General features: G+C 51.7%; 16 protein-coding genes and 8 pseudogenes. 12 read left to right on the forward strand and 12 right to left on the reverse strand.

Translation table 11 applies throughout. From position 1 onward, the window contains the following. Positions 1 to 3 precede the first annotated feature (3 nt). Positions 4 to 1,458: an NAD-dependent succinate-semialdehyde dehydrogenase gene (locus CKQ54_RS25315; RefSeq protein WP_120162895.1), complete on the forward strand. Its 1,455-nt coding sequence runs from the start codon at positions 4 to 6 to the stop codon at positions 1,456 to 1,458. An 86-nt stretch (positions 1,459 to 1,544) separates the two neighbouring features. On the opposite strand, the gene CKQ54_RS25320 is transcribed toward CKQ54_RS25315, so the two are convergent. Then, a complete protein-coding gene (locus CKQ54_RS25320; protein ID WP_279630530.1) occupies positions 1,545 to 3,056 on the reverse strand; it encodes a sugar porter family MFS transporter in 1,512 nt (503 codons plus the stop codon). A 306-nt stretch (positions 3,057 to 3,362) separates the two neighbouring features. Between CKQ54_RS25320 and fabV the strand changes: the two genes are divergently transcribed. Then, a complete protein-coding gene (fabV, locus tag CKQ54_RS25325; RefSeq protein ID WP_120162896.1) occupies positions 3,363 to 4,559 on the forward strand; it encodes an enoyl-ACP reductase FabV in 1,197 nt (398 codons plus the stop codon). A 72-nt stretch (positions 4,560 to 4,631) separates the two neighbouring features. Here fabV and CKQ54_RS25330 read toward each other — a convergent pair whose 3' ends face one another. The 3 genes from CKQ54_RS25330 to CKQ54_RS25340 all read right to left on the reverse strand — a co-directional run bounded on the left by CKQ54_RS25330 (position 4,632) and on the right by CKQ54_RS25340 (position 6,061). Next, complete coding sequence (locus tag CKQ54_RS25330; RefSeq protein ID WP_113876598.1) at positions 4,632 to 4,892, reverse strand: helix-turn-helix domain-containing protein; 261 nt, start codon at positions 4,890 to 4,892, stop codon at positions 4,632 to 4,634. A 164-nt stretch (positions 4,893 to 5,056) separates the two neighbouring features. Then, positions 5,057 to 5,113: a hypothetical protein gene (locus CKQ54_RS26145; protein ID WP_390889625.1), complete on the reverse strand. Its 57-nt coding sequence runs from the start codon at positions 5,111 to 5,113 to the stop codon at positions 5,057 to 5,059. A gap of 225 nt (positions 5,114 to 5,338) precedes the next feature. Beyond that, on the reverse strand, positions 5,339 to 6,061 hold the full coding sequence (locus tag CKQ54_RS25340; protein WP_120162897.1) for a putative quinol monooxygenase: 723 nt from the start codon (positions 6,059 to 6,061) through the stop codon (positions 5,339 to 5,341). A 363-nt stretch (positions 6,062 to 6,424) separates the two neighbouring features. On the opposite strand from CKQ54_RS25340, the gene CKQ54_RS25345 reads away from it, so the two are divergent. Further along, positions 6,425 to 7,453 (forward strand): aldo/keto reductase, encoded by a 1,029-nt coding sequence (locus CKQ54_RS25345; RefSeq protein ID WP_120162898.1) that lies wholly within the window; start codon positions 6,425 to 6,427, stop codon positions 7,451 to 7,453. An 81-nt stretch (positions 7,454 to 7,534) separates the two neighbouring features. After that, positions 7,535 to 8,443 (forward strand): LysR family transcriptional regulator, encoded by a 909-nt coding sequence (locus CKQ54_RS25350; protein ID WP_120162899.1) that lies wholly within the window; start codon positions 7,535 to 7,537, stop codon positions 8,441 to 8,443. A 63-nt stretch (positions 8,444 to 8,506) separates the two neighbouring features. Here the strand turns inward: CKQ54_RS25350 and CKQ54_RS25355 are convergent, their stop codons facing one another. The 3 genes and pseudogenes from CKQ54_RS25355 to CKQ54_RS25365 form a co-directional block, all read right to left on the reverse strand. Beyond that, complete coding sequence (locus CKQ54_RS25355) at positions 8,507 to 12,220, reverse strand: autotransporter domain-containing protein (protein ID WP_120162900.1); 3,714 nt, start codon at positions 12,218 to 12,220, stop codon at positions 8,507 to 8,509. A gap of 281 nt (positions 12,221 to 12,501) precedes the next feature. Further along, a complete protein-coding gene (locus tag CKQ54_RS25360) occupies positions 12,502 to 12,807 on the reverse strand; it encodes a YdgH/BhsA/McbA family protein (protein ID WP_112287418.1) in 306 nt (101 codons plus the stop codon). Between the two features lie 283 nt (positions 12,808 to 13,090). Continuing rightward, positions 13,091 to 14,481 (reverse strand): annotated as a pseudogene (locus CKQ54_RS25365) (aldehyde dehydrogenase family protein). 100 nt (positions 14,482 to 14,581) lie between these two features. Here CKQ54_RS25365 and ptrR point away from each other — a divergent pair. Continuing rightward, positions 14,582 to 15,464, forward strand: a pseudogene (ptrR, locus tag CKQ54_RS25370) (putrescine utilization regulator PtrR). Here ptrR and CKQ54_RS26020 read toward each other — a convergent pair. Continuing rightward, positions 15,439 to 15,567: a hypothetical protein gene (locus CKQ54_RS26020; protein WP_279630538.1), complete on the reverse strand. Its 129-nt coding sequence runs from the start codon at positions 15,565 to 15,567 to the stop codon at positions 15,439 to 15,441. The pseudogene ptrR and the gene CKQ54_RS26020 sit on opposite strands and share 26 nt — an antisense overlap. Before the next feature lie 431 nt (positions 15,568 to 15,998). On the opposite strand from CKQ54_RS26020, the pseudogene CKQ54_RS25375 reads away from it, so the two are divergent. The 5 genes and pseudogenes from CKQ54_RS25375 (at position 15,999) to CKQ54_RS25930 (ending at position 18,052) form a co-directional block, all read left to right on the forward strand. Further along, positions 15,999 to 16,402, forward strand: a pseudogene (locus tag CKQ54_RS25375) (H-NS family histone-like protein). A gap of 205 nt (positions 16,403 to 16,607) precedes the next feature. Beyond that, positions 16,608 to 17,012 carry a cytochrome b gene (locus tag CKQ54_RS25380; RefSeq protein WP_279630533.1) on the forward strand — a complete coding sequence of 135 codons (405 nt, stop codon included), beginning with the start codon at positions 16,608 to 16,610 and terminating at the stop codon, positions 17,010 to 17,012. After that, positions 16,967 to 17,140: a cytochrome b gene (locus tag CKQ54_RS26025; RefSeq protein WP_279630534.1), complete on the forward strand. Its 174-nt coding sequence runs from the start codon at positions 16,967 to 16,969 to the stop codon at positions 17,138 to 17,140. Before CKQ54_RS25380 ends, CKQ54_RS26025 begins: the two co-directional genes overlap by 46 nt. Before the next feature lie 150 nt (positions 17,141 to 17,290). Beyond that, positions 17,291 to 17,749, forward strand: a pseudogene (locus CKQ54_RS26150) (STM2901 family protein). A gap of 120 nt (positions 17,750 to 17,869) precedes the next feature. Beyond that, on the forward strand, positions 17,870 to 18,052 hold the full coding sequence (locus tag CKQ54_RS25930; protein ID WP_244220301.1) for a DUF1493 family protein: 183 nt from the start codon (positions 17,870 to 17,872) through the stop codon (positions 18,050 to 18,052). Positions 18,053 to 18,071: 19 nt separating this feature from the next. On the opposite strand, the pseudogene CKQ54_RS25395 reads toward CKQ54_RS25930, so the two are convergent. Beyond that, positions 18,072 to 18,553 (reverse strand): annotated as a pseudogene (locus CKQ54_RS25395) (Hcp family type VI secretion system effector). A 207-nt stretch (positions 18,554 to 18,760) separates the two neighbouring features. Between CKQ54_RS25395 and CKQ54_RS26155 the strand changes: the two are divergent. Then, positions 18,761 to 19,223 (forward strand): annotated as a pseudogene (locus CKQ54_RS26155) (STM2901 family protein). Further along, a pseudogene (locus CKQ54_RS25405) lies at positions 19,208 to 19,551 on the forward strand (DUF1493 family protein). Before CKQ54_RS26155 ends, CKQ54_RS25405 begins: the two co-directional pseudogenes overlap by 16 nt. A 21-nt stretch (positions 19,552 to 19,572) precedes the next feature. Here CKQ54_RS25405 and CKQ54_RS25410 read toward each other — a convergent pair. The 3 genes and pseudogenes from CKQ54_RS25410 to CKQ54_RS25945 all read right to left on the reverse strand — a co-directional run. Continuing rightward, positions 19,573 to 19,668: pseudogene (locus tag CKQ54_RS25410) on the reverse strand (type VI secretion system tube protein Hcp); the annotation flags it as partial. Between the two features lie 51 nt (positions 19,669 to 19,719). Further along, complete coding sequence (locus CKQ54_RS25940) at positions 19,720 to 19,956, reverse strand: ketopantoate reductase family protein (RefSeq protein ID WP_244220302.1); 237 nt, start codon at positions 19,954 to 19,956, stop codon at positions 19,720 to 19,722. A gap of 5 nt (positions 19,957 to 19,961) precedes the next feature. Further along, the gene (locus tag CKQ54_RS25945) at positions 19,962 to 20,324 is read right to left on the reverse strand and encodes a hypothetical protein (RefSeq protein WP_244220303.1); all 363 of its coding nucleotides are present in this window, start codon (positions 20,322 to 20,324) and stop codon (positions 19,962 to 19,964) included. Between the last annotated feature and the right edge of the window lie 52 nt (positions 20,325 to 20,376).

Genomic DNA, 20,376 nt, shown 5'->3' on the forward strand with positions numbered 1-20,376 from the left:
CCTATGCAACTGAAACATCAAAGTCTTCTGCGCCAGCAATGCCTCATTAATGGCGAATGGTATGACAGTGAAAACGGTGAGTTCGACAATGTGATTAATCCGGCAAACGGAGAGGTAATAGGTCACGTTCCGCAAATCACCACGGCGCAAACGGCGCAGGCCATCGTGTATGCAGAACAGGCGCAGCGCGGCTGGAAAGACAAGACGGCAAAACAACGCGCTGCGCTGATGCAGAAATGGGCTCAGCTGATGCTGGAACACGCTGACGACTTAGCGGCATTGCTGACGGCGGAACAGGGCAAACCGCTGGCGGAAGCGCGGGGCGAAATAGTCTACGCTGCTTCCTTTATCGAATGGTTTGCCGAAGAAGCCAAACGCGTCGAAGGCAGCGTTCTGGCTCCTGTGCAGGCGTCGCAGCGGATGCTGGTTCTGAAACAACCGATCGGCGTATGTGCGGCTATCACACCGTGGAATTTCCCTGCGGCGATGATCACCCGTAAAGCCGCACCGGCGCTGGCTGCGGGTTGTGCAATGATTGTTAAACCAGCCGAACAGACCCCGCTCAGTGCGTTAGCGCTTGGACAACTGGCGATGGAAGCCGGTATTCCGGCAGGCGTTTTGCAGGTGATCACCGGTTCAGCGCAGGCCACGGGCAAGGTGTTGTGCGACAGTCCGGTGGTGCGCAAGCTGAGCTTTACTGGTTCGACTGAAGTGGGGCGCATCCTGATGGCGCAAAGTGCGCCGACGGTGAAAAAACTTTCGCTGGAACTGGGCGGTAACGCGCCCTTTATTGTGTTCGATGACGCCAATCTGGAGCGTGCTGTGGCCGGGATCATGGCCTCGAAGTTCCGTAACAGCGGGCAAACCTGCGTTTGCGCTAACCGGATCTATGTCCAGCAGGGCATTTATCCGGCGCTTATCGCCAGACTGGTCGACGAAGTGGAAAAACTCAACGTGGGTGAAGGCACACAAACCGGCATCACGCAGGGGCCGCTTATCGACCAGGCTGCGGTCAGCAAAGTGCAGGAACATATAGAAGATGCGTTATCGCAAGGCGCCACGTTACTGACCGGGGGGCAGCCGCATGCGTTGGGCGGAACTTTCTTCCAGCCGACAGTTATCGGCAATGTCACCTCAGCGATGAAATTTGCGCGTGAAGAAACCTTTGGTCCGGTAGCACCTGTATTTAGCTTTACCGATGAAGCGCAGGCTGTGGCGATGGCAAACGATACAGAGTTTGGCCTTGCTGCATACATTTTTACCCGCGACGCTGCACGTCAGTGGTGCGTGCCGGAAGCGCTGGAATACGGCATGGTGGGCATTAACACTGGCCTGATTTCCAACGAAGTCGCGCCGTTCGGGGGGATCAAGCAGTCCGGCCAGGGGCGTGAAGGGTCACGTCACGGGATGGACGATTATCTGGAAATGAAATACTTGTGCATTGAACTGGGTGAATAAGGGTGCAGGTTACGGGGAGTATGGGAACAGCATACTAAGAAAGCGCCGGACAACGTGTCCGGCGTATTAATGCGGCGATACAAAAGTTAACTTCTTGCTTCCTGCGGAGCAGGGTCATCCTGTAAGTGCTTTTTGAAGTGTTTCTCAATTTGCTCTAACGTTTTGCCCTGCGTTTCCGGTGCGAAGATGATCGCGAAAATGCCCCCTGCGACACCGATGGCGGCAAAGCAGAAGAAGGACATCGTCAGTCCGATGGTATCCAGCATGATCGGGAACATAAAGGCGATGGAGAAGTTGGTCATCTGCATAGCAAAGACTGATACGCCGTTAGCCATACCGCGGATGCGCATCGGGAACATTTCCGACAGCAGCAGCCAGGTCACAGGCGACAACGCGCCCTGCTGGAAGCAGAGGAAAATCAGCATACCGCCAAGAACCAGATAGCTGCGAACCGCATCGGGATGGCCGTTGACAGTTTCCGGCATCAGCCAGGTGACTAATCCGATGGCAAGCAGAGTCAGGGTACAGCCGATCTGACCGGTCAGCAGCAGCGGACGGCGCCCGAAGCGGCTGAGCAGCATGATGCCCACAAACGTCATGATCACCGAAATCACTCCGTTGGCGATGGTCGCCATCAGAGACGCGTTAGTGCTTAACCCCGTGGCCTGCAACATGGTCGGCGCGTAGAACATGATGGTATTCACGCCGGAGAGTTGTTGCAGCATGGCGATACCAATTCCCAGAAATACCAGGCGTTTCATCCAGACGGAAATAGTCTTCTGGCGGCGGGAATGCTTCTCGCTTTTGGAACTCATAGAACTGCGGATCTCACTCAGCTCTTTCTCTACTCTGCCTGCTTTACGGGTGCGCTCCAGCACGTCACGTGCCTCGCGATAGCGGCCATGCATGGCATACCAGCGCGGCGTGTCAGGCAGGAACAACATACCGACCCATAAAATCACTGCCGGAACACAGGCGACACCCAGCATCCAGCGCCAGGTAGTTTCGCCGCCCCAGACTTCGTTAATGGCCGCATTACTGGTGTAAGCAATCAGCTGGCCGGACACGATCATCAGTTCCTGCAAGGTGACGAACTGCCAGCGGCGGTTAGAAGGCACGATTTCCGCAATATAAATCGGCACAATCGCCGCCGCGCCACCGACGGCCAGCCCGAGAATAAAGCGGAACATAATCATCAGTACGACGTTGGGTGCCATGGCACAACCCAGCGAACCGGCCATGAATATGATTGCCATCACCAGAATGATTTTTTTGCGCCCGAACCGGTCAGCGACCCGACCCGCAAAGATCGCACCGATGGCAGAACCCAGTATCAGGAAGCTGGTCACCATCCCGGTGGTCACCGACGTCAGATGCAGATCGTGCTTCATGAACAGCAGCGCGCCCGCAATCACACCTGTATCGTAGCCAAACAATAAACCACCGAGGGTGGCAATAAACGCAATTACTTTTACCAGCGGTTCGGTCGGCGGCGGCGTTTTCTTCGCCTCGCTTTCCTGCCCGCTGTTGAGTTTCTCAGTCACAAGTGCTCCCTGTATTTCATTATTGTTGTCATATTTTTGTGTGATGCAGATCACACAACCTCTAAATCTAACCCATGTTTAGGATTTTGGTAGGCGGCGGGGGAAATTAGTCATGGATTACAACGCAGACACAAAAATTTCGGAAAATACTGAATGCCGCGCAGGAGTGAGACTGGAAGTGCATTACACTTTCTCAAAGAGGATATCGCGGTTCGTTTTTTATCCATTCGGGTAAAATAAGCGCTGTTTTTACTTCAGAGAAGTCTGTTTACGATGGGAAAAAGCAGCAGGTTTTGCCTGAAACGGCGCAAACCTATATTCTATCGGCCAATTTACTGAGACAGTTGCAATGAGGTCTATATGATTATCAAACCACGCATCCGTGGCTTTATCTGTGTTACTGCCCATCCGGAAGGTTGCAAGGCGAACGTTAAAGAACAAATCGACTACGTTACCGCGCAAGGCAAAATCGAAGGCGGTCCGAAAAAAGTCCTGGTGATCGGTGCTTCTACCGGTTACGGCCTCGCTGCCCGCATCTCAGCTGCTTTCGGTTCTGACGCAGCAACGCTGGGCATCTTCTTCGAACGTCCGGGCGATGAATCGAAAACTGCTACCGCAGGCTGGTACAACTCTGCTGCTTTCGAAGAATTTGCGGACGCAAAAGGTCTGTACGCTAAAAGCATCAACGGCGACGCGTTCTCTGATGAAGTGAAGCAAAAGACCATTGAGCTGATCAAACAAGATTTAGGTCAGGTAGATCTGGTGGTTTACAGCCTGGCCGCGCCGCGCCGTACCCACCCGAAAACCGGTGAAGTGTTCAACTCCACCCTGAAACCAATCGGTAAGCAAGTCACCATTCGTGGCATCAATACCGATAAAGAAACTATCAACGAAACCACGCTGGAGCCGGCAACCCCTGAAGAAATCGCGGGCACCGTTGCGGTCATGGGTGGTGAAGACTGGCAGATGTGGATCGAAGACCTGAAAGCCGCCGGTGTACTGGCTGAAGGCGCGAAGACCACGGCGTTCACCTATCTGGGTGAAGAAGTGACGCAGGACATCTACTGGAACGGTTCTATCGGTGAAGCGAAGAAGGATCTGGACAAACGTGTTCTGGATATCCGCAGCACACTGGCAGAGCAGGGCGGCGACGCACGTGTTTCCGTACTGAAGGCCGTTGTCACTCAGGCGAGTTCTGCTATCCCTGTGATGCCACTGTACCTTTCCCTGCTGTTCAAAGTGATGAAAGAGAAGGGCACTCACGAAGGTTGTATTGAGCAGGTTTACGGTCTGTACAAAGACAGCCTGTACGGCGCTGAGCCTCTGCTCGATAACGAAGGCCGTCTGCGCGCTGACCTGAAAGAGATCGCGCCAGAAGTGCAGGCAGAAGTCGGCAAGCTGTGGGATGAAGTCACCAATGACAACATCCCTGAGCTGACAGATTTCGCGGGCTACAAAAGCGAGTTCATGCGTCTGTTCGGCTTTGGCCTGAACGGCGTTGATTACGCAGCCGATACTAATCCAGACGTGAAAATCAAACATCTGATCCAGATGTAATTTGGATTAACGCTTAGATTGTTAAAACCCCACATTCGCTGAGAAGCGGGTGTGGGGTTTTTTTATAACTTTCTACATGCCGCCCGCAGATCTCACCTTCCGCTGAATAAGTTCACGCGTGTTTGGGTCGAAATACCGGCTTGGCCAGATGGCGCTCGGGTGTATATCCAATGCCTGCGCAATAAGCATTTCGCCTTTCGGCCAGGGTCTTGAAAGTGCGTTAGACAGTGTCGAGGAACTCAGACCGGCAGCGCGGGATACGGCGGCCATCGTTGTACCTTTCTTACGTAATCCGGCAATGATATCGGCCTGATGCCAGTCGCGATTATTCATGACGGGGTGCTCTTGTTTTTAACAGCACAGGAACAGCAGAGCAGAAGGGCAGAAATGTGGGGCTATGCGATAGTTTCATATACGACTCCTTGTAGTGAATACGACTACCACTGGAGCTGCGAAACTCTTTGGGTGGTAGCTCAGACAAGGTTCGCAGTACCGGCCTACAAGGACACCGGCCAGCCCGAAGGCTGCCCTGCCTGAGCCACCATTGATGTTATTAAACAGGGTTAGCTGCCTAAATAACAGGTGAGCAGAGACAATTGCACTCGATGTATAACATCAAGTACGTCCTTATAGTGTTGGCCGAGCTGCGAAACCCGGCTGCGGATTTTGCCGCAGCGGGCGCACTATAGCCTAATTGAGTAAGCTAAACCAACAGGCTAACCGCGAAAATGAGGTGCGCTTTCCAGAGAAATTTCAGGCGTTGCAGTGGGTTACATCCCTTACGGCCTTGTAAATCTTAAACCCCCTTTGTTCAGCAGAAGGTCCGGGCTTACGGACACGGCTTCTTTATTGGTCGTCATATTTGCTGTTTGTTTCAGGTAGTGGATGAAATGCGGGGTCTGGCGGTGCGCCTCATAAGCCGCTGTACTGGCGTAGATCTCGTAGAAATACCAGCGGTTGCTGTTTTCTTTATCGGTTGCTGCATACATTGCCAGTACGCCATCTTCCACTTTAAGCGACTCCACCATTTCGGGAAGAACGATGTCTTTAAAGGCCTGGCTGAATTCAGGTTTCACATCGACGATAACGAAGTTGTTTATCGTTGCATCATTTTGTACCACTTTTTTATCGCCCAGAAACTGAGGGACAGTATCGATCTTACGCTTGTGATTCGGTTCAATAATATCCGGGGTGTTCTGAATAAAAGCTTTATATTGTGGGGACTCAAGATGCTTTTTATAAGCATCATTGTCTGCGTAAATTTCCACCATATAAGCAATATTCACGTTGGCTTTCTGCCTGATGGAATACATGCCCAGCGTTCCCGCTTGGTCAGCGATGGAGGCCGTAATATTCTTTTTTGCCATCTCTTCGTAAGTGGCCGTTTTTCCTTGCTGAATACCCAGCTCAAAAATAGAAAAAACGGGAGCCGCAGGCGTGATCCGTTCCTGAGCGGCAACCGCGCTGCTCAGCGCAAGAGTAAAAATAAGGATGTTTTTCATAGTGTACCTGTTCAGAGGATTTATTTTATCCGGCCTGTTATAAATCAGTTTCCATTTCCCTGATGGCAGCAATCAGGCGTGCAGCATGATCTCAGGCCAGCGTTTTTTGCTTCGCAATGATGGCATCATCACGTCCGTTAAGAATGGTGGCATTGCCCACTGATTCTTCGAGGTTTGGCTGACCGGAGCTTATCAATAATTTCAACATTTTTTCTTGTTTTACAGCGGAATGCAAAAGTGAGGGCAGGTATCAGCCCAAATTACGGCCATTAATGAATTTTACTCAATGCGCCATGCATTAAAACGCCCTTCACGCAGTGAGTTCCGCCGGTTACGGTAACTGATATAACTCAGGAGAAGCACATGGAATATATCAATTTAGGCCGTACCGGACTGAAGGTCAGCAGGCTGTGTCTCGGATGTATGAGCTACGGTGAACCCGACCGGTTGCCGCAGCCCTGGTCGCTGGGAGAGGATGATTCACGTCCGCTGATCAGGCAGGCACTCGAGGCGGGCATCAATTTCTTCGATACCGCGAACGTTTATTCCGGCGGCAGTTCGGAAGAGATTGTCGGGCGCGCCATCCGCGATATGGCAAAGCGAGATGAAGTGGTGATTGCCACCAAAGCGTTTTTCCCGTTGCGCAATGCGCCGAATAACGGTTTTCTGTCGCGCAAGGCGTTGTTTCAGGCAATTGATGACAGCCTCAGTCGCCTGGGTATGGATTATGTTGACCTCTATCAGATCCATCGTTTTGACCACAGTACGCCGGTTGAGGAAACGATGGAAGCTCTGCATGACATCGTGAAAGCGGGCAAAGTGCGTTATATCGGCGCTTCATCGATGGAGGCATGGCGGTTTGCCAAAATGCAGCATACCGCGGAGAAAAATGGCTGGACGCGTTTCGTGTCCATGCAGCCGCAGTACAATCTTCTATATCGGGAAGAAGAGCGCGAAATGTTGCCGCAATGTCTGGATCAGGGCGTGGGTGTTATCCCCTGGAGTCCGATGGCTCGCGGGCGGCTGACGCGTGACTGGGATGAGAACACTACACGCAGCGAAAACGACGCCTTTGCGCTGAAAATGTACCAGAACGCCGCCGAACTGGATAAGCCGGTTGTGGATGTGGTGGCGCGTATTGCTCAGAAGCATGGCATATCCCGTGCACACATAGCACTTGCCTGGCTGCTGTCGAAACCGGTGATCACCGCACCCATTGTCGGTGCGACGAAACCTGCACATCTTGCTGAAGCCATTGGTGCGTTAAACTTCCGGCTGAGTACTACAGAAATTGAAGAACTTGAAGCGCCTTATCTGCCACACCCTGTCGATGGCGTGATCCCGCCGCTGCCTGCCGCAGCCCCCGCGCTGACCCCGCCTTGCGGAATTTAACTACCCCGGGGCAGACTGGCGCGACGATTATAACGGTGAGCGGATAAGGCGGAATGCGTTAACTAAAAAGGTATTTCGCGTATGCAAACCAACCGCTCTGACGTGGCCGATCTGATTTACTTTCTGGCTATTGCCCGGCACCGCAGTTTTAGTCGCGCGGCAGTTGAAATGGGTGTCAGTGCGTCGGCGCTGAGCCACGCGCTGAAAGGGCTGGAGAGCCGTCTGGGTGTCCGGTTACTTAACCGCACGACTAAAAGCGTGACCCTGACGACCGCCGGTGAAGCACTGGCAACGTCGGTGGGGCAGCCGTTTGAGGCGATTGATAACGCGCTCGAGACACTCAACAGGTTTCGCGATACGCCGAGCGGCCGGATCCGCATTAATGCAGCGGTTGAAGCCGCGAACCTTTTGATTGCTCCGGTCATTCCGGCATTTATGGCGCGCTACCCTGATGTGGAAATTGATCTCGTGGCCAGCAACCGGCTGATCGATGTCACCGATGCCGGATTTGACGCCGGTATCCGTTATGGGGGCACTGTGCCTGAAGACATGATTGCCCGGCGGCTTTCGGCGGATATCCGTTGGGTGATCGCCGCTTCCCCTGATTATCTGGCGCGGTCCGGCACACCTGAACATCCTGACGACCTGATGAACCACCGTTGCATCAGCAATCGCCTTGGCGATGACCGCATTTACCGCTGGGAGCTGGAACGTAATGGCGAGGCTCTGCAGATCACCGTACCGGGATCGGTTACGGTCGATCAGGCCCAGACCGGGCTGGTTGCAGTGCTCGGCGGGGCTGGTCTGATGTATTTGCCGGAGCCACTTGTCGCCCCTTATGTGCAAGACGGGCGTCTCCGGCTGGTGCTGACAGACTGGGCGCCAGCCGGAGAAGGGTTCTACATTTACTATTCCAGCCGCCGGCAGTTGCCAACGGGATTACGCCTGCTGATTGATTTTATCCGTGAAGTCAGGCCTCTGGGTTTGTAGTCGTGTGGTGGAGCCATGTCGGTTACATAAGTCGGTTACTTAAAAACAGGCCTGGCTTCCTTATCAGAACCCGATGTTCACCCGGATCATGATCATTTGTGAGCGGCTGCGTGCTTCATCCAGCCCGAGCGTGCCCTGATAGGCGATGCCCGGCGTGATGTTATGCGGCAGCAGGAAATCCAGCCCCATGCCTAACACCAGATTTTCCTGACTGTCGCCGTAGACATCCGCACTCCACGTATCATTGCCGGAATCGGCGTAACCCAGACGGGCGCGGCCCGGATCGCTGAAAGCCTGCGTGTATTCGAAACGACTTTGCCAGCGCAGCACCGACCACGTCAGTGGCAGTGCGTATTGGGTGCGAACGCCGAGCGCGCCGGTCACATCATTCAGCACCTGGGAGGCGAAAGCCAGATCGTAGGCATCGGCGCTGGATTCCGTGTAGCTGTCGAGCCGGGTGCGAGACAATTGCAGGCGTCCGTATGGCGAAATCAGCAGGTCGGGCAGACGATAGTCATAACCCGATGTCAGAGCCCCAAATACCTGATAACCGCCACGGTCGCCGCGGGCGAATTGATCCATTTCTGTCACATAACGACGGCTGTCGTAGTCCAGACGGCTGTATCCGAGCAAACCATCGATAAAGAAACGGCTGGGATGATAGCTGCCATAAAGCGCCGAGCTGATGGATCGACCGTTGCTGCGGGAACCGCTGTCACCGATATCGCTAACGTCTCTGCCAAAACCAATCCCCATACCTGCGGTGAAAGTCGGGGTGAACTGATAGTCCGCGCCGGTGCTGATGCCGACCAGCGTGTGACTGAAACTCACACTGTCTTTCCCCGAGTGGCCGAAGTCAACAAATCCGCCGGTCCAGTAATTGATACGCGAGTTCGCACCATTAAGCGGATGCTGCGCGGCGTTTTTATCGGTCAGTTGCGGCAGTTCAGGCTGCGGACGATTGTGCTCCCACGCGGTGTCCCACAGCGTGTCATCGTTGCCGCGTTCCTTTTTAGACGCTGGCATATTGAAACGGATGCCGTTCATATCGCTGCGCGCACTGGCCGGGTTGTGCAGCGTTTCCAGACGATCGCCGAAGTTGCGGATTTGCGCACGCGCGAAATTTTGCGCCGACTGAATCTGCGCGCTGACCAGGCCGAGCACATCCGGATCTTTGGACGGGTCAGGACGTCCGGCGATGGTCAGCGTCACGGTCGCTGGCGCAGATTGCGAGTCTTGCGTCAGCAGCACATAACGCAGTACCACCGTGCCGGAAGCCTGAGCCGCAGCCTGGAAGTCGAAATAAATACTGTTGTCGCTTTGCTCCAGTGCCGCACTGCCGAGCGTTACCGCCGGAGAATCGACGAGACGCGCACCAGTGAACGGCCCGCCGGTGGCATTTTCTGTCAGGTTTACCCGCACGGATTTGCCAGCCAGAACGGAGGCCGCATGGCTGACGCCCACCGGCTGCGCGCTGTTAATGTTTAGCGTGTACGCGACCTGAGCCGTTACGCCGCTGGCGTCGGTGGCGATCAACGTAAAGCTGTTGTTTCCCGATGCGGAAGGGGTTCCGCTCAGGGTGTCGCCGCTCAGTGTTAATCCGGCAGGCAATGTCCCTGACACGCGGTACTGATACGGTGCCGTGCCGCCGGTTACGCTGAACGTCTGACGATAAGGCTTGCCTGCGCGACCATCGGTCAACGCGCCGCTGGCAGGCGTAAAGGCCAGCGATACGGCAGTGATATTCAGCGTGACCGTCGCCTGTGCTGCGCCAAAACTGTTGGAAGCGTTGTAAATGAAACTGTCACTACCGGAATAACCTGCGACTGGCGTATATCGAATTTTTAGGTTCTGGATGCGCGCCGTGCCGTGTGCGGGTTGCTGCACAATCGCCAGTGACGTGACTGCGCCGCCCGACAGCAACGGCTCGATCAGATTCTCACTGGTATTGGCCGCCACGCTCGAGGATACCGCACTGACCACCGGTGCCTGTCCGGAAACGGTCAGTGCGTAGTTTACGGTGCCGGTGATCCCGTGACTGTCCGCGGCACTCACCTGAATGGCATAAGTGCCGGAAGCGGCGGGCGTACCGGAAATCTCACCCGTGCTGGCGCTGACGGAGAGTCCGGCAGGCAGGCCGGATGCGCTGTAGGTGTATGGAGCGTTGCCGTTGCTGGCAGTAATGATCTGCGACCACGGCGTACCTGCGGTGGCTGCGGGTAATGCGCCGCTCGCAGGCGTGAAGCCGAGCGTCACGCTGGCTACGGTTACATTCACCGTTGCAGCGGATGAAGTTCCCCAGTTATTGCTGGCGGTATAAGTGAAACTGTCGGTACCTGAATATCCGGGCGCAGGGGTGTAACTCAGTGAGGTACCCGAAGCCGTTGCCGTGCCGTGAAGCGGTGCGGTCGTAACGGTGACTGACGCTGCGACGCCGCCTGAAAGCGCCGGCACAATGGCATTGTTGCTGCTGTTACCGGCAACTGTGGTGCTGACTACACCCGCGACCGGTGCCTGCCCGTTAACGGTTATCGTATAGCTTTGGTTTCCGGTGGCAGCATTCGCCGTATCGTGCGCCACGACGGTAACGTTAAAGCTGCCCGTTGCAGTCGGCGTTCCCGAAATTTCGCCATTCAATGCCAGTGTTAATCCGGCAGGTAACGCATCCCCGGTCGTGAACTGATAGCTGCCTGACCCGCCGGTTGCCGTCAGTGTCTGGCTGTAAGCGGTGCCGGATGTGGCAGAAGGTAAGGTGACAGGCGACAGCGTAATCACCGGTGCTGCGACATTCACGCTGACGGTCGCTGGTGCGGATGTGCCCCAGTTGTTGCTGGCGGTATACGTGAAAGTGTCCGCACCGAAATAGTTTTGCAGCGGCGTATAAAGGGCAGTTGAGCCTGAGAATACGACCGAACCGTGTGCAGGTGCCGCACCCTGTGCCACCAATGTCGCTGCGCCACCGGAAAGGGGCAGGGCAATCGTATTATTACTGCTGTTAAACGCTACGCTGGCGCTGGCAGAACCGGCGACCGGTGCTAAACCGTTGCGTTGAACCTGAACAGAATAGCCGGACGTGGTGGTGCCGTCGGCAGCCGTCACGGTGACGGTGATCGTGTTACTGCCTTCACTTAACGGGATCGCCCCTGACGCACTGCCGGAAGTGACGGAAGTTCCATTCACTTTTACGGTTGCGGTGCTGTCGGTGGTCACTGGTGTCAGCGTAATGCTGGTCACGTTATTGGCGACGGTTGCGCTGTAAGAGGTTGTCCCGCTGGAAAAGGTCGGGGAAAGCGAACCGGTTGAAAGTGACAGCGCCGTGAGGCTGGCATCGGTGGATGCGCTGACCGGTGAGGTACAGGAAACGCTGAGAGGGCTCAGGTAGCCGTGGCTGGTGGTGATGCGAAAGCGAACTCCCGCACTCGCCAGTTGTGACCCTGTCACGGTGTAAGAATGAGTACCTGCCGTGCCGCCGGTGACGTAGTAGGTTGAGAATGTCGACTGCGCATAATTCGTCAGGCCGAAGCTGTCCGTATCTGTCATCTCGCTGTTCACACCGGCGCCAGAATCTGAAAACGTCAGCGTTAAGGTATCACTGGTATCAAACTGACTGGCCTGATAAGCCTGAGTTGAAAAGTTCGCGGTAGAAAACGTGCGGTTATTCAGCGCCGTACACCCTGCCGATTGAGCAATGGCCTGGGATACCGAAAAGAGTGATAACAAAAGAAAAGCGCAGACAAAACGGGCAAAGTGCCCGGTCGCGCGGCGATGGCGAGTCATGTAAATTCCCTGAGATATTATGACGTGCAGGCGTCTTTTGGTGTGGTTGTTTTGGTAATGTTATAAGAATGTTCCTAATGCCATTGCTCAAATAGCGAGTAAAAAACGGCTAATTACGGTGAGATCAAAAGGGATGACGTCAGGGTGTTTCAATCGCAATCGGGGGATGAGTATTAAGAAGGGCGTTCAGAGAAATGATATTGAAAGGCGAATTAAATAAAAAAGCCGCAGACCTGTCCGGTATGCGGCTTATTATATTTTACTTAAACTGTCAGGAAACATCAGTCATAGGCCACTTTATGGTTGATATGATAAAATGTCGCGGTGGCCGCCATGACGTGTTGTTCCTCTTTACCCGGTTTATGGGATTCCACATTAGTAATGTGATAACCGACCGCACCGGCATCTAACGCTTTTTTAACAATCGCATTGTTGAGTTCTTCCATGGAGGTAGCCCAGGAAACCGTTGTTACACCAACAGCTTGCAGGGAGGCTATTTCACGATGTGATAATCCGCTGCGGATCAAAACAGGCTTAACAGACTTCGGATAAAATATGGATAAAACATCATTTACTAAGCCTTTCATGGAGTTATTCCTCAAGAGTTCAATGTCTGAATCAGGTATTACGTTGCCGTCAATTCATCGGCACAACATTAATAAACACCTTTTCATGTGACGAACTTTAGCTTTAATTGCTAATTTCCTGTTAAGAAGGGTTTCGCCACAATTAACGCGATTTTAAAAGAGGATGCTTTCATTTCGTTACAGGTTCGTTATTTTTGACATGAATAAAAGGAAGGAAAAGACAACGGGCACTTTCGCGCCCGGATGAGTTTTCTTTTATACCCCTTACGGAGCGCGGCGGGTTTTATTTCCGGTTGCTCCACACGGTCTGCACGTTACAGAACTCGCGTAAACCGAAGTGTGAAAGCTCACGACCATAGCCGCTTTTTTTCACGCCACCGAACGCAACACGCGGATCGGATGCACTGTAACCGTTGATAAACACACCGCCGGTTTCCAGTTCATTCGTCATCTGTTCTGCCCGCGCAAGGTCAGTCGTGAAGATGGTCGCAGTCAGGCCAAAATCGCTGTCATTAGCCAGTTCGACGGCATGGTCAGCATCGCGCGCGACCGTAATGGCGGCGACCGGACCGAACAGCTCCTGGCGGAATGCAGTCATTTCAGGCGTCACATTGCTTAAAACAGTCGGTGCATAGAAATTACCGTTTCCGGGAATTTTCTCGCCGCCGAGCAGCAGGGTTGCGCCTTCTGCCAGCGTATCCTGGACTTGTTTATCCAGTTCATCACGCAAATCATAACGCGCCATCGGGCCGATATAGGTCGAGTCATCCAGCGGATCGCCCGTCACCAGCGCCTGTGCGGCGGCCACAAATTTGCCGTAAAGGCATCCAGCACACCTTCCTCAACGATAAACCGCTTGGCTGCGGCACATACCTGCCCGGTATTTTGATAACGACCGGCGACTGCCGCTTTTACCGCTTCATCCAGATTTGCGTCATTGAGTACGATGAACGGGTCTGAACCGCCCAGTTCCAGCACACATTTTTTCAGAGACTTACCTGCCAGCTCTGCAATTGCCGCACCGGCACGCACGCTGCCTGTTACCGTCACGGCAACGACGCGCGGGTCAGCAATCAGTTCTGCCACTGCCGGATTTCCGACATTAATCACACCAAACACACCGGCCGGAAAACCAGCTTTCAGCGCGGCCTGTTTCACCAGATACGTGGTGCCCATCACGTTCGGCGCCGGTTTTAACAGGAAAGTGTTACCCGCCAGCAACGCCGGCACGGCACCGCGCAAAATCTGCCACACCGGGAAATTCCACGGCATAATCGCCAGTATCATCCCGGACGGCCTGTAATGAATGTGCGCCTCGCCGTTGTCGACCATCGTCGGTTCCGGTGCCAGCATCGCCGGACCGTTTTTAGCGTACCACTCACACAATCCGGCTGATTTTTCCACTTCAGCGCGTGCCTGTTTCACCGGCTTGCCCATTTCGAGGGTGATCATGCGGGCGATGTCTTCGCTGGCGGAGCGCAGTTCGGCGGCCAGATTGACCAGCAGCTTTGCCCGCTGTTGGACGTCAGTTTTGCGCCATTGCTTAAATGCCGCGCTGCCCTGCGAAACCGCCGCTTCCAGTGCCAGCGTGGTGTCAAAAGGATATTCAGCGATACGTTCGCCGGTGAACGGATTTTGCGAAATGGCATGTGCTTGCGAATTTGTCGTCGTCATTGTTTATTCCTCGTTAAACCAGTGCGTTCAGAATAGAGGGTTGCGTGTTTTAATAAAAATGAATAAAAATAAGTAAACCATTCACATTTTGAGAAAACCTATGAATCTCTCACAGCTTGAGATGTTCCGTGCCGTTGCTGAAACCGGCAGTATTAGTGCCGCCGCACAGCGGGTACATCGTGTTCCGTCGAATCTGACAACACGCATTAAGCAGCTTGAGGCGGAGCTGGGCGTCGAATTATTCATCCGCGAGAATCAGCGGTTACGTCTTTCGCCAGCAGGGCGTAATTTTCTTGATTACAACAACCGGATCCTGGATTTAGTGGAGGAGGCGCGGTTGTCGGTAGCCGGAACAGAACCTCAGGGGATTTTCGCACTGGGCGCCTGGAAAGTACCGCCGCCGTGCGTATTCCGGCGCTGCTGGCGCAATATCATCAGCAGTTCACCAAAGTTGAACTGGCACTAAGTACCGGTCCGTCGGGTGAATTGCTGGATAAATTGCTCGAGGGTGAGCTGGAAGCAACATTTGTAGACGGGCCCGTTCTGCATCCTGTGCTGGATGGTGTACCGGTATATCCGGAGGAAATGGTGATTGTCGCGCCGCTGCATCATGCACCGGTCACACGCGGGCAGGACGTAAACGGAGAAATCGTGTATGCGTTTCGCTCCAACTGTTCTTACCGGCGTCATTTTGAAAGCTGGTTCGCGGATGATGGTGCAGCGCCGGGGAAAATTTACGAGATGGAGTCCTATCACGGCATGCTGGCCTGCGTCATTGCAGGTGGCGGACTGGCGCTGATGCCACGCAGTATGCTGGAAAGTATGCCGGGCAGCAGTACGGTGAGTATCTGGCCGCTGGCTGACAATTATCGTTATCTGACGACCTGGCTGGTGTGGCGGCGGGGATCCTGACCAGAAACTTGTCTGAGTTTGCGAAGATGGCCAGGGAACTGACAATCAGCCTTCAGCTACCTGCAAAATGATCTGCCAGTCCAGCGCAAGTTTCAGCGCTACACAGCCAGCACAAACAACAAAAATGGTTTTGAACATAACGGTCAGGGTCTTATTTTGTGATTTAAGTCTCATTTTGCCGTCGGAGTTGTTTAATTGCTTCTAAAAAATGGTGCAGAAGATGCTTTTTCTAACCCGTTTTACCGAAATGATTATTCAGAAAAGAGTAATGCTTCGCACGTAAAGACCAGACTTTGACAAATTTGTACATAATAACAACATAGTTTATTCACGTACTGACACTATTATCAAAGTGTGCAAATTGTGATTAATAATATTTTTCTGGCGTTTTTTAGGTGTTTAAAGTGATTTCTTCGTAAAAGTTTTAATTACTCAGCGACAACAAGTTGTTATGAGAGGGGGTATTAACAATTAAAGAAAAAGAGTGGCGACTGCCACCGTTGTGTCACGGTGAATAATATTATGCTGGCGCAATTGATATCATTATTTCTTTGTGTAGAATCAGGGTCACTAATTTAATGATACCCCTCTAAAGTGAGCACATCATGGACAACGCGTTAAACGTTTTGAATAATATCCGTACACTTCGGCACAGGCTCGTGAAATGCCACTCAGCACTCTGGAAGAAATTCTCGAGAAGCTGACTGCAATTGTTGAAGAATCACGCGAAAATGTGAAAGCGCGCAGTGCGCAGCAGCAGGAACGTGACGAAAAATTACTGAAATACCGTGAAATGCTGCAAACGACGGCATCGCTATTGATGACCTGCTGGTCACCAGACAACCAAAGAATCCGTAAAGCTAAGCGTAAACCACGCCCGGCAATCTATGAGTATACCGATACCGACGGTTCTAAAAAAACCTGGACCGGCCAGGGCCGCACTCCTTCTGCCATTAAAGCGGCACTGGATGGCGGTGCAACATTAGAGAGTTTTCTGATCGCGCGTTAATCAGGCTACCGATGTGTTCAGTGTTTTCTGCCTTGCAAACAGCAGGGCAGATAACACACTTATTTGTCTTTTTCCCATTCCGCAACTCCCTTTTTTAACATCGTAATACCCTGCGTCCGATCATTTCTCACTAGTGCTCATTCTCTTAATGTAAGCTTAAGTCTCAGCAAGTATGGTTAACGTCTCTTCGTTTACCGGAAATGCTATGCGTACCCGATATTCTTCCGTTCAAATTTTGCTCCACTGGCTGGTGTTTGTTTTAGTAGTATTGACCTATGCCACGATGGATATAAAAGGATGGTATGCAAAAGGCACGCCCTTGCGGGAGTTATTAGCCCTGACGCATTACAGTCTGGGATTTTGCGTATTATTTCTGATGTGTATACGGCTGTTTGTTCGCGGGATGTATGTTACGCCACCGGTCAAACCAGCGTTGCCGCGCTGGCAGCATTATTTTTCAGGTGGCGCGCAGATTCTTATATATCTGATGTTTCTCAGCTTACCGGTGATGGGTATTTTGTCACAATATTATGGCGGCATGAGTGGACGATGTTTAACATCCTTATGCCGAGAAGCGTGTTTCCGAATTTACCGTTACAGAAACTATTAAAAACGCTGCATGAATGGCTCGCTAATGCGGGGTATTACCTCATCGGATTACATACTTTGGCGGCTCTCTGGCATCACTATCGCCGGCGCGATAACACGCTGATCAGGATGTTACCTTCACGAAAATAGCCCGCGGGTGCGTGGATCAATGTAACCGTTGCAAGGTTCTGGTATCAACAGACCGATTAACGTGACGGAAAGGAGCAATGATGATATCCAGTGCAAGGGGCATATTGCCTGCTGATAAATGCAGCAGTATCCTAAAGCCCTGCTAATCAAATGGATATTGAAAATGGTACTACCGAAGAACTTAATGGAACCTACTTTTACCATGGTCATGCCAATGTAAGCGCTCAGGAGTTATTTTGGTTGATTTTTGCGGAGTCCTTTGCTGAGCATCAAGGGCTCGCTATAGAAACCTCTGCGATGATCATTGCAGGCTGGCCAATTCTTCCAAAACCGAAGGATTGGGGGATTCAACCTGGGAACCAGCGTCGCTTCAAAACTTTCTCGAAGAATTTTTAAAGATATGCGCTTTGTTGAACCAGTTGCAACACCTGTAGGTTTTTGAAAACCCGCATGACAAAAAGTGTTGGTGCTGCTGTCGGGCGTTATGCGCCGTATGTCGGAGGAACAATTCCTGCCATGATCATATTTGGAATCATAGCCAGAAAAACCAGGAATAAATATAATCTGATTGCACGGCCGAAAGACTGTATTGAATGGACGTATTTCTGATGGTCGATGAGAAAGAGATTTTAAGTTACATCACTGATAAATATAGCGTACGGAAGCAAAAAGTTCTTAAAGAATGGACCTTTCAGGAGCATTTTAATTATTCAGGAAGAATTAGAAGAAATGTTAGTAGATTTGTTTACCCGGTACGGTATTTCGTACGATAATTTTAATTTAGATAATTATTTTGAACCAGAATGGCCTGTGTGGTTATGGTGGAAGAAATTACAACGTCGAGTTTACAAGCCGCTTACGGTCGAGATGATTATCGAATCAGCAAAGGCGGGTCGTTGGCTATATGATTAAGGGGCCTTAGCCCCTTTTCTTATGCAGTCTGGCGGTCATCCCATGAATCAGCATAGATGATATTGCCATCGTTATGCTTCCACGTAATCTTCTCGTAGCGTAATTCAACAGATTCCATATGGTTTTCATTAGGATTGCTTGAATGACCCATTACTGGGGAAATAGAGACAATCCGCACACCTTCTAACAGCATGTTGAAATACTCAACTTCCTGACCTGCATCATTAATCCGATACCATTTGAATTCAGCCGAAGCAAGGCATTGACCCGTCACCACTGCTTTGTAGATATACGGGCTTGAACAGTCAAAATCTTTCACAGCATCATAGGGGAATGAATACGTGTACCCGTAATTTTCCCTGTACGATCATCAGTTGGCGTCATCAGATTATGATGGAATCCTTTTACTTCGATGCTGTATTCCCGCCCGATAACATCCACACCGCCTTTAATCAGTGCGCCGCCATCGTCTTTAAGCCATAAATAAGCTGGTATAGCCATTTTCAAAAATCCATTTTAAAAGTGAGGCTTCAAAGTATTCCTTTGTTCAGCGGGGTACAATTATCGAAAGTCGTAGTTGCCTGATTTTCAGATGTTTATTACTGTAAGCGGGCTCCTGCTGCGTGAAGCGCCCGCACATAGAATTCCTTTGCCTGCTTATGAATACAGCAGTATTCTAAAGCCCTGCTAATCAAATGGATATGGAAAATGGATACCACCGAAACGCTAAACGGGACGTACTTCTACCACGGTCATGCGAATCTGAGTAATCAAGAGTTATTCGGGTTAATTTTTATTGAAAGCTTAGCGAACCACTCGGCTTAGACACTACGGCTACAGTTCTCATTATTACAGGGCAGCCTTACATTCCGGTTCCGGGCAAAATGGTAACTGCAATAACGGGAACCAGCGTGGCGTCAAAGCTAACAAGAGCACTTTTAAAGCAAGCCAAACTACCCTTTGGCCTTAAAGCGTGGACGCCGGTTGGTAAGACTTTCAATACTCTGACTATGCGAAGAACCACTAAATGGGCTGCATTGATTGATAGATATGTTCCCTTTGTTGGATATGCAATGGCAATCATATTAGTCCAGCAGGTAGCAACTGAAACCAGATCGAAATATAACTTAATCGCCGTCCAGAAGATCGTATTGAATGGACGTACTTTTAATGGAAGAAAAAGTTTTGTTAATGTTCCGCGAGGAAATACCTGGATACTACGATTTCGATTTAAAAAGGGAAGTGCCGCTTGAGTTTGATACTGAGCTACAGGATTTTGCTCCGGGTGATGATTTCATATGTGCTCTCGAAGCCTATGAAAAAACCTTTAAAGTGGATCTTTCAGTCGTAAATTGGTCCCACTATTTCCCTTGGGAAAACTTCCTTTTTTAACTCGCTGGTTTAAGGCTAAGCGTAAGGATGTTGAAAAGATCAGAAAGCCTTTAACGGTGAGAATGTTTGCAGAATCGGCTCGGGCGGGTAAATGGCTTTATGATTAAGGGCATTTTGCTCCTTTTTAATTATGCAGTTTGGCGATCATTCCACGAGTCAGCAAATATGATGTTCTCATCATTGTGCTTCCACGTAATCTTCTCGTAGCGTAATTCAACAGAATGCGCCCGTTCAGCGTTGAAATTTGCATGAACAGGCGGAAAGGTTTTACTGTTTTAAGTAGTTCTTCTGATAAACACACAAATGTGTATAAGCGGCCTGCAGATGCGGTACGCTGATCCCACACGCGTGGCGCGCTCGACCAGATCACCAACAATCTGATCGGCTTCAATCGGATATTCCTGCATCATATCGCGGTACATGGACGAGGTTTGTGGCGAGTTTTTATCCGTCACCGCTTCCCTGACTTTTGCCACCGCCGCCGCGCGTTCCGCGTAGCCAAAGGCTTTCATGGTGGTCAGTGCCTCGTGACAATAGCCTGGGCGAACTCTGTTCCGCCCGGTGCAGAAGCCACCTGGCCGATGTTTCCGCGCATGGTGCAGGTGATGGCGCCGAGGCTTGAAAGCAGCAACCACTTCTCCCACAAATCCGTGATAATCGTTTCAGAAAGGATGGCTTCAACGCCTGCGCTCTGAAACGCCTGATCGACTTTCAGAATGCGTTCGGTTTTTTCGCCAGAAAGTTCGCCATAAATAATCTGGTGCAATGGCGTCATCTGATGGATATGGCCGTCGGCATCCAGCGTTGCGTTGATTTTGCATAATCCGCCGATCAGGGCGTGCTCGCCGAAACGCAGACTCAGCGTCTCCATGTGTTTCATGCGTTGAGAACCGGCATCACCATGGTATTTTCACCGACAACCGGCGCGATAT

Source organism: Rahnella variigena, from assembly GCF_003610915.1.
Lineage (GTDB): Bacteria > Pseudomonadota > Gammaproteobacteria > Enterobacterales > Enterobacteriaceae > Rahnella > Rahnella variigena.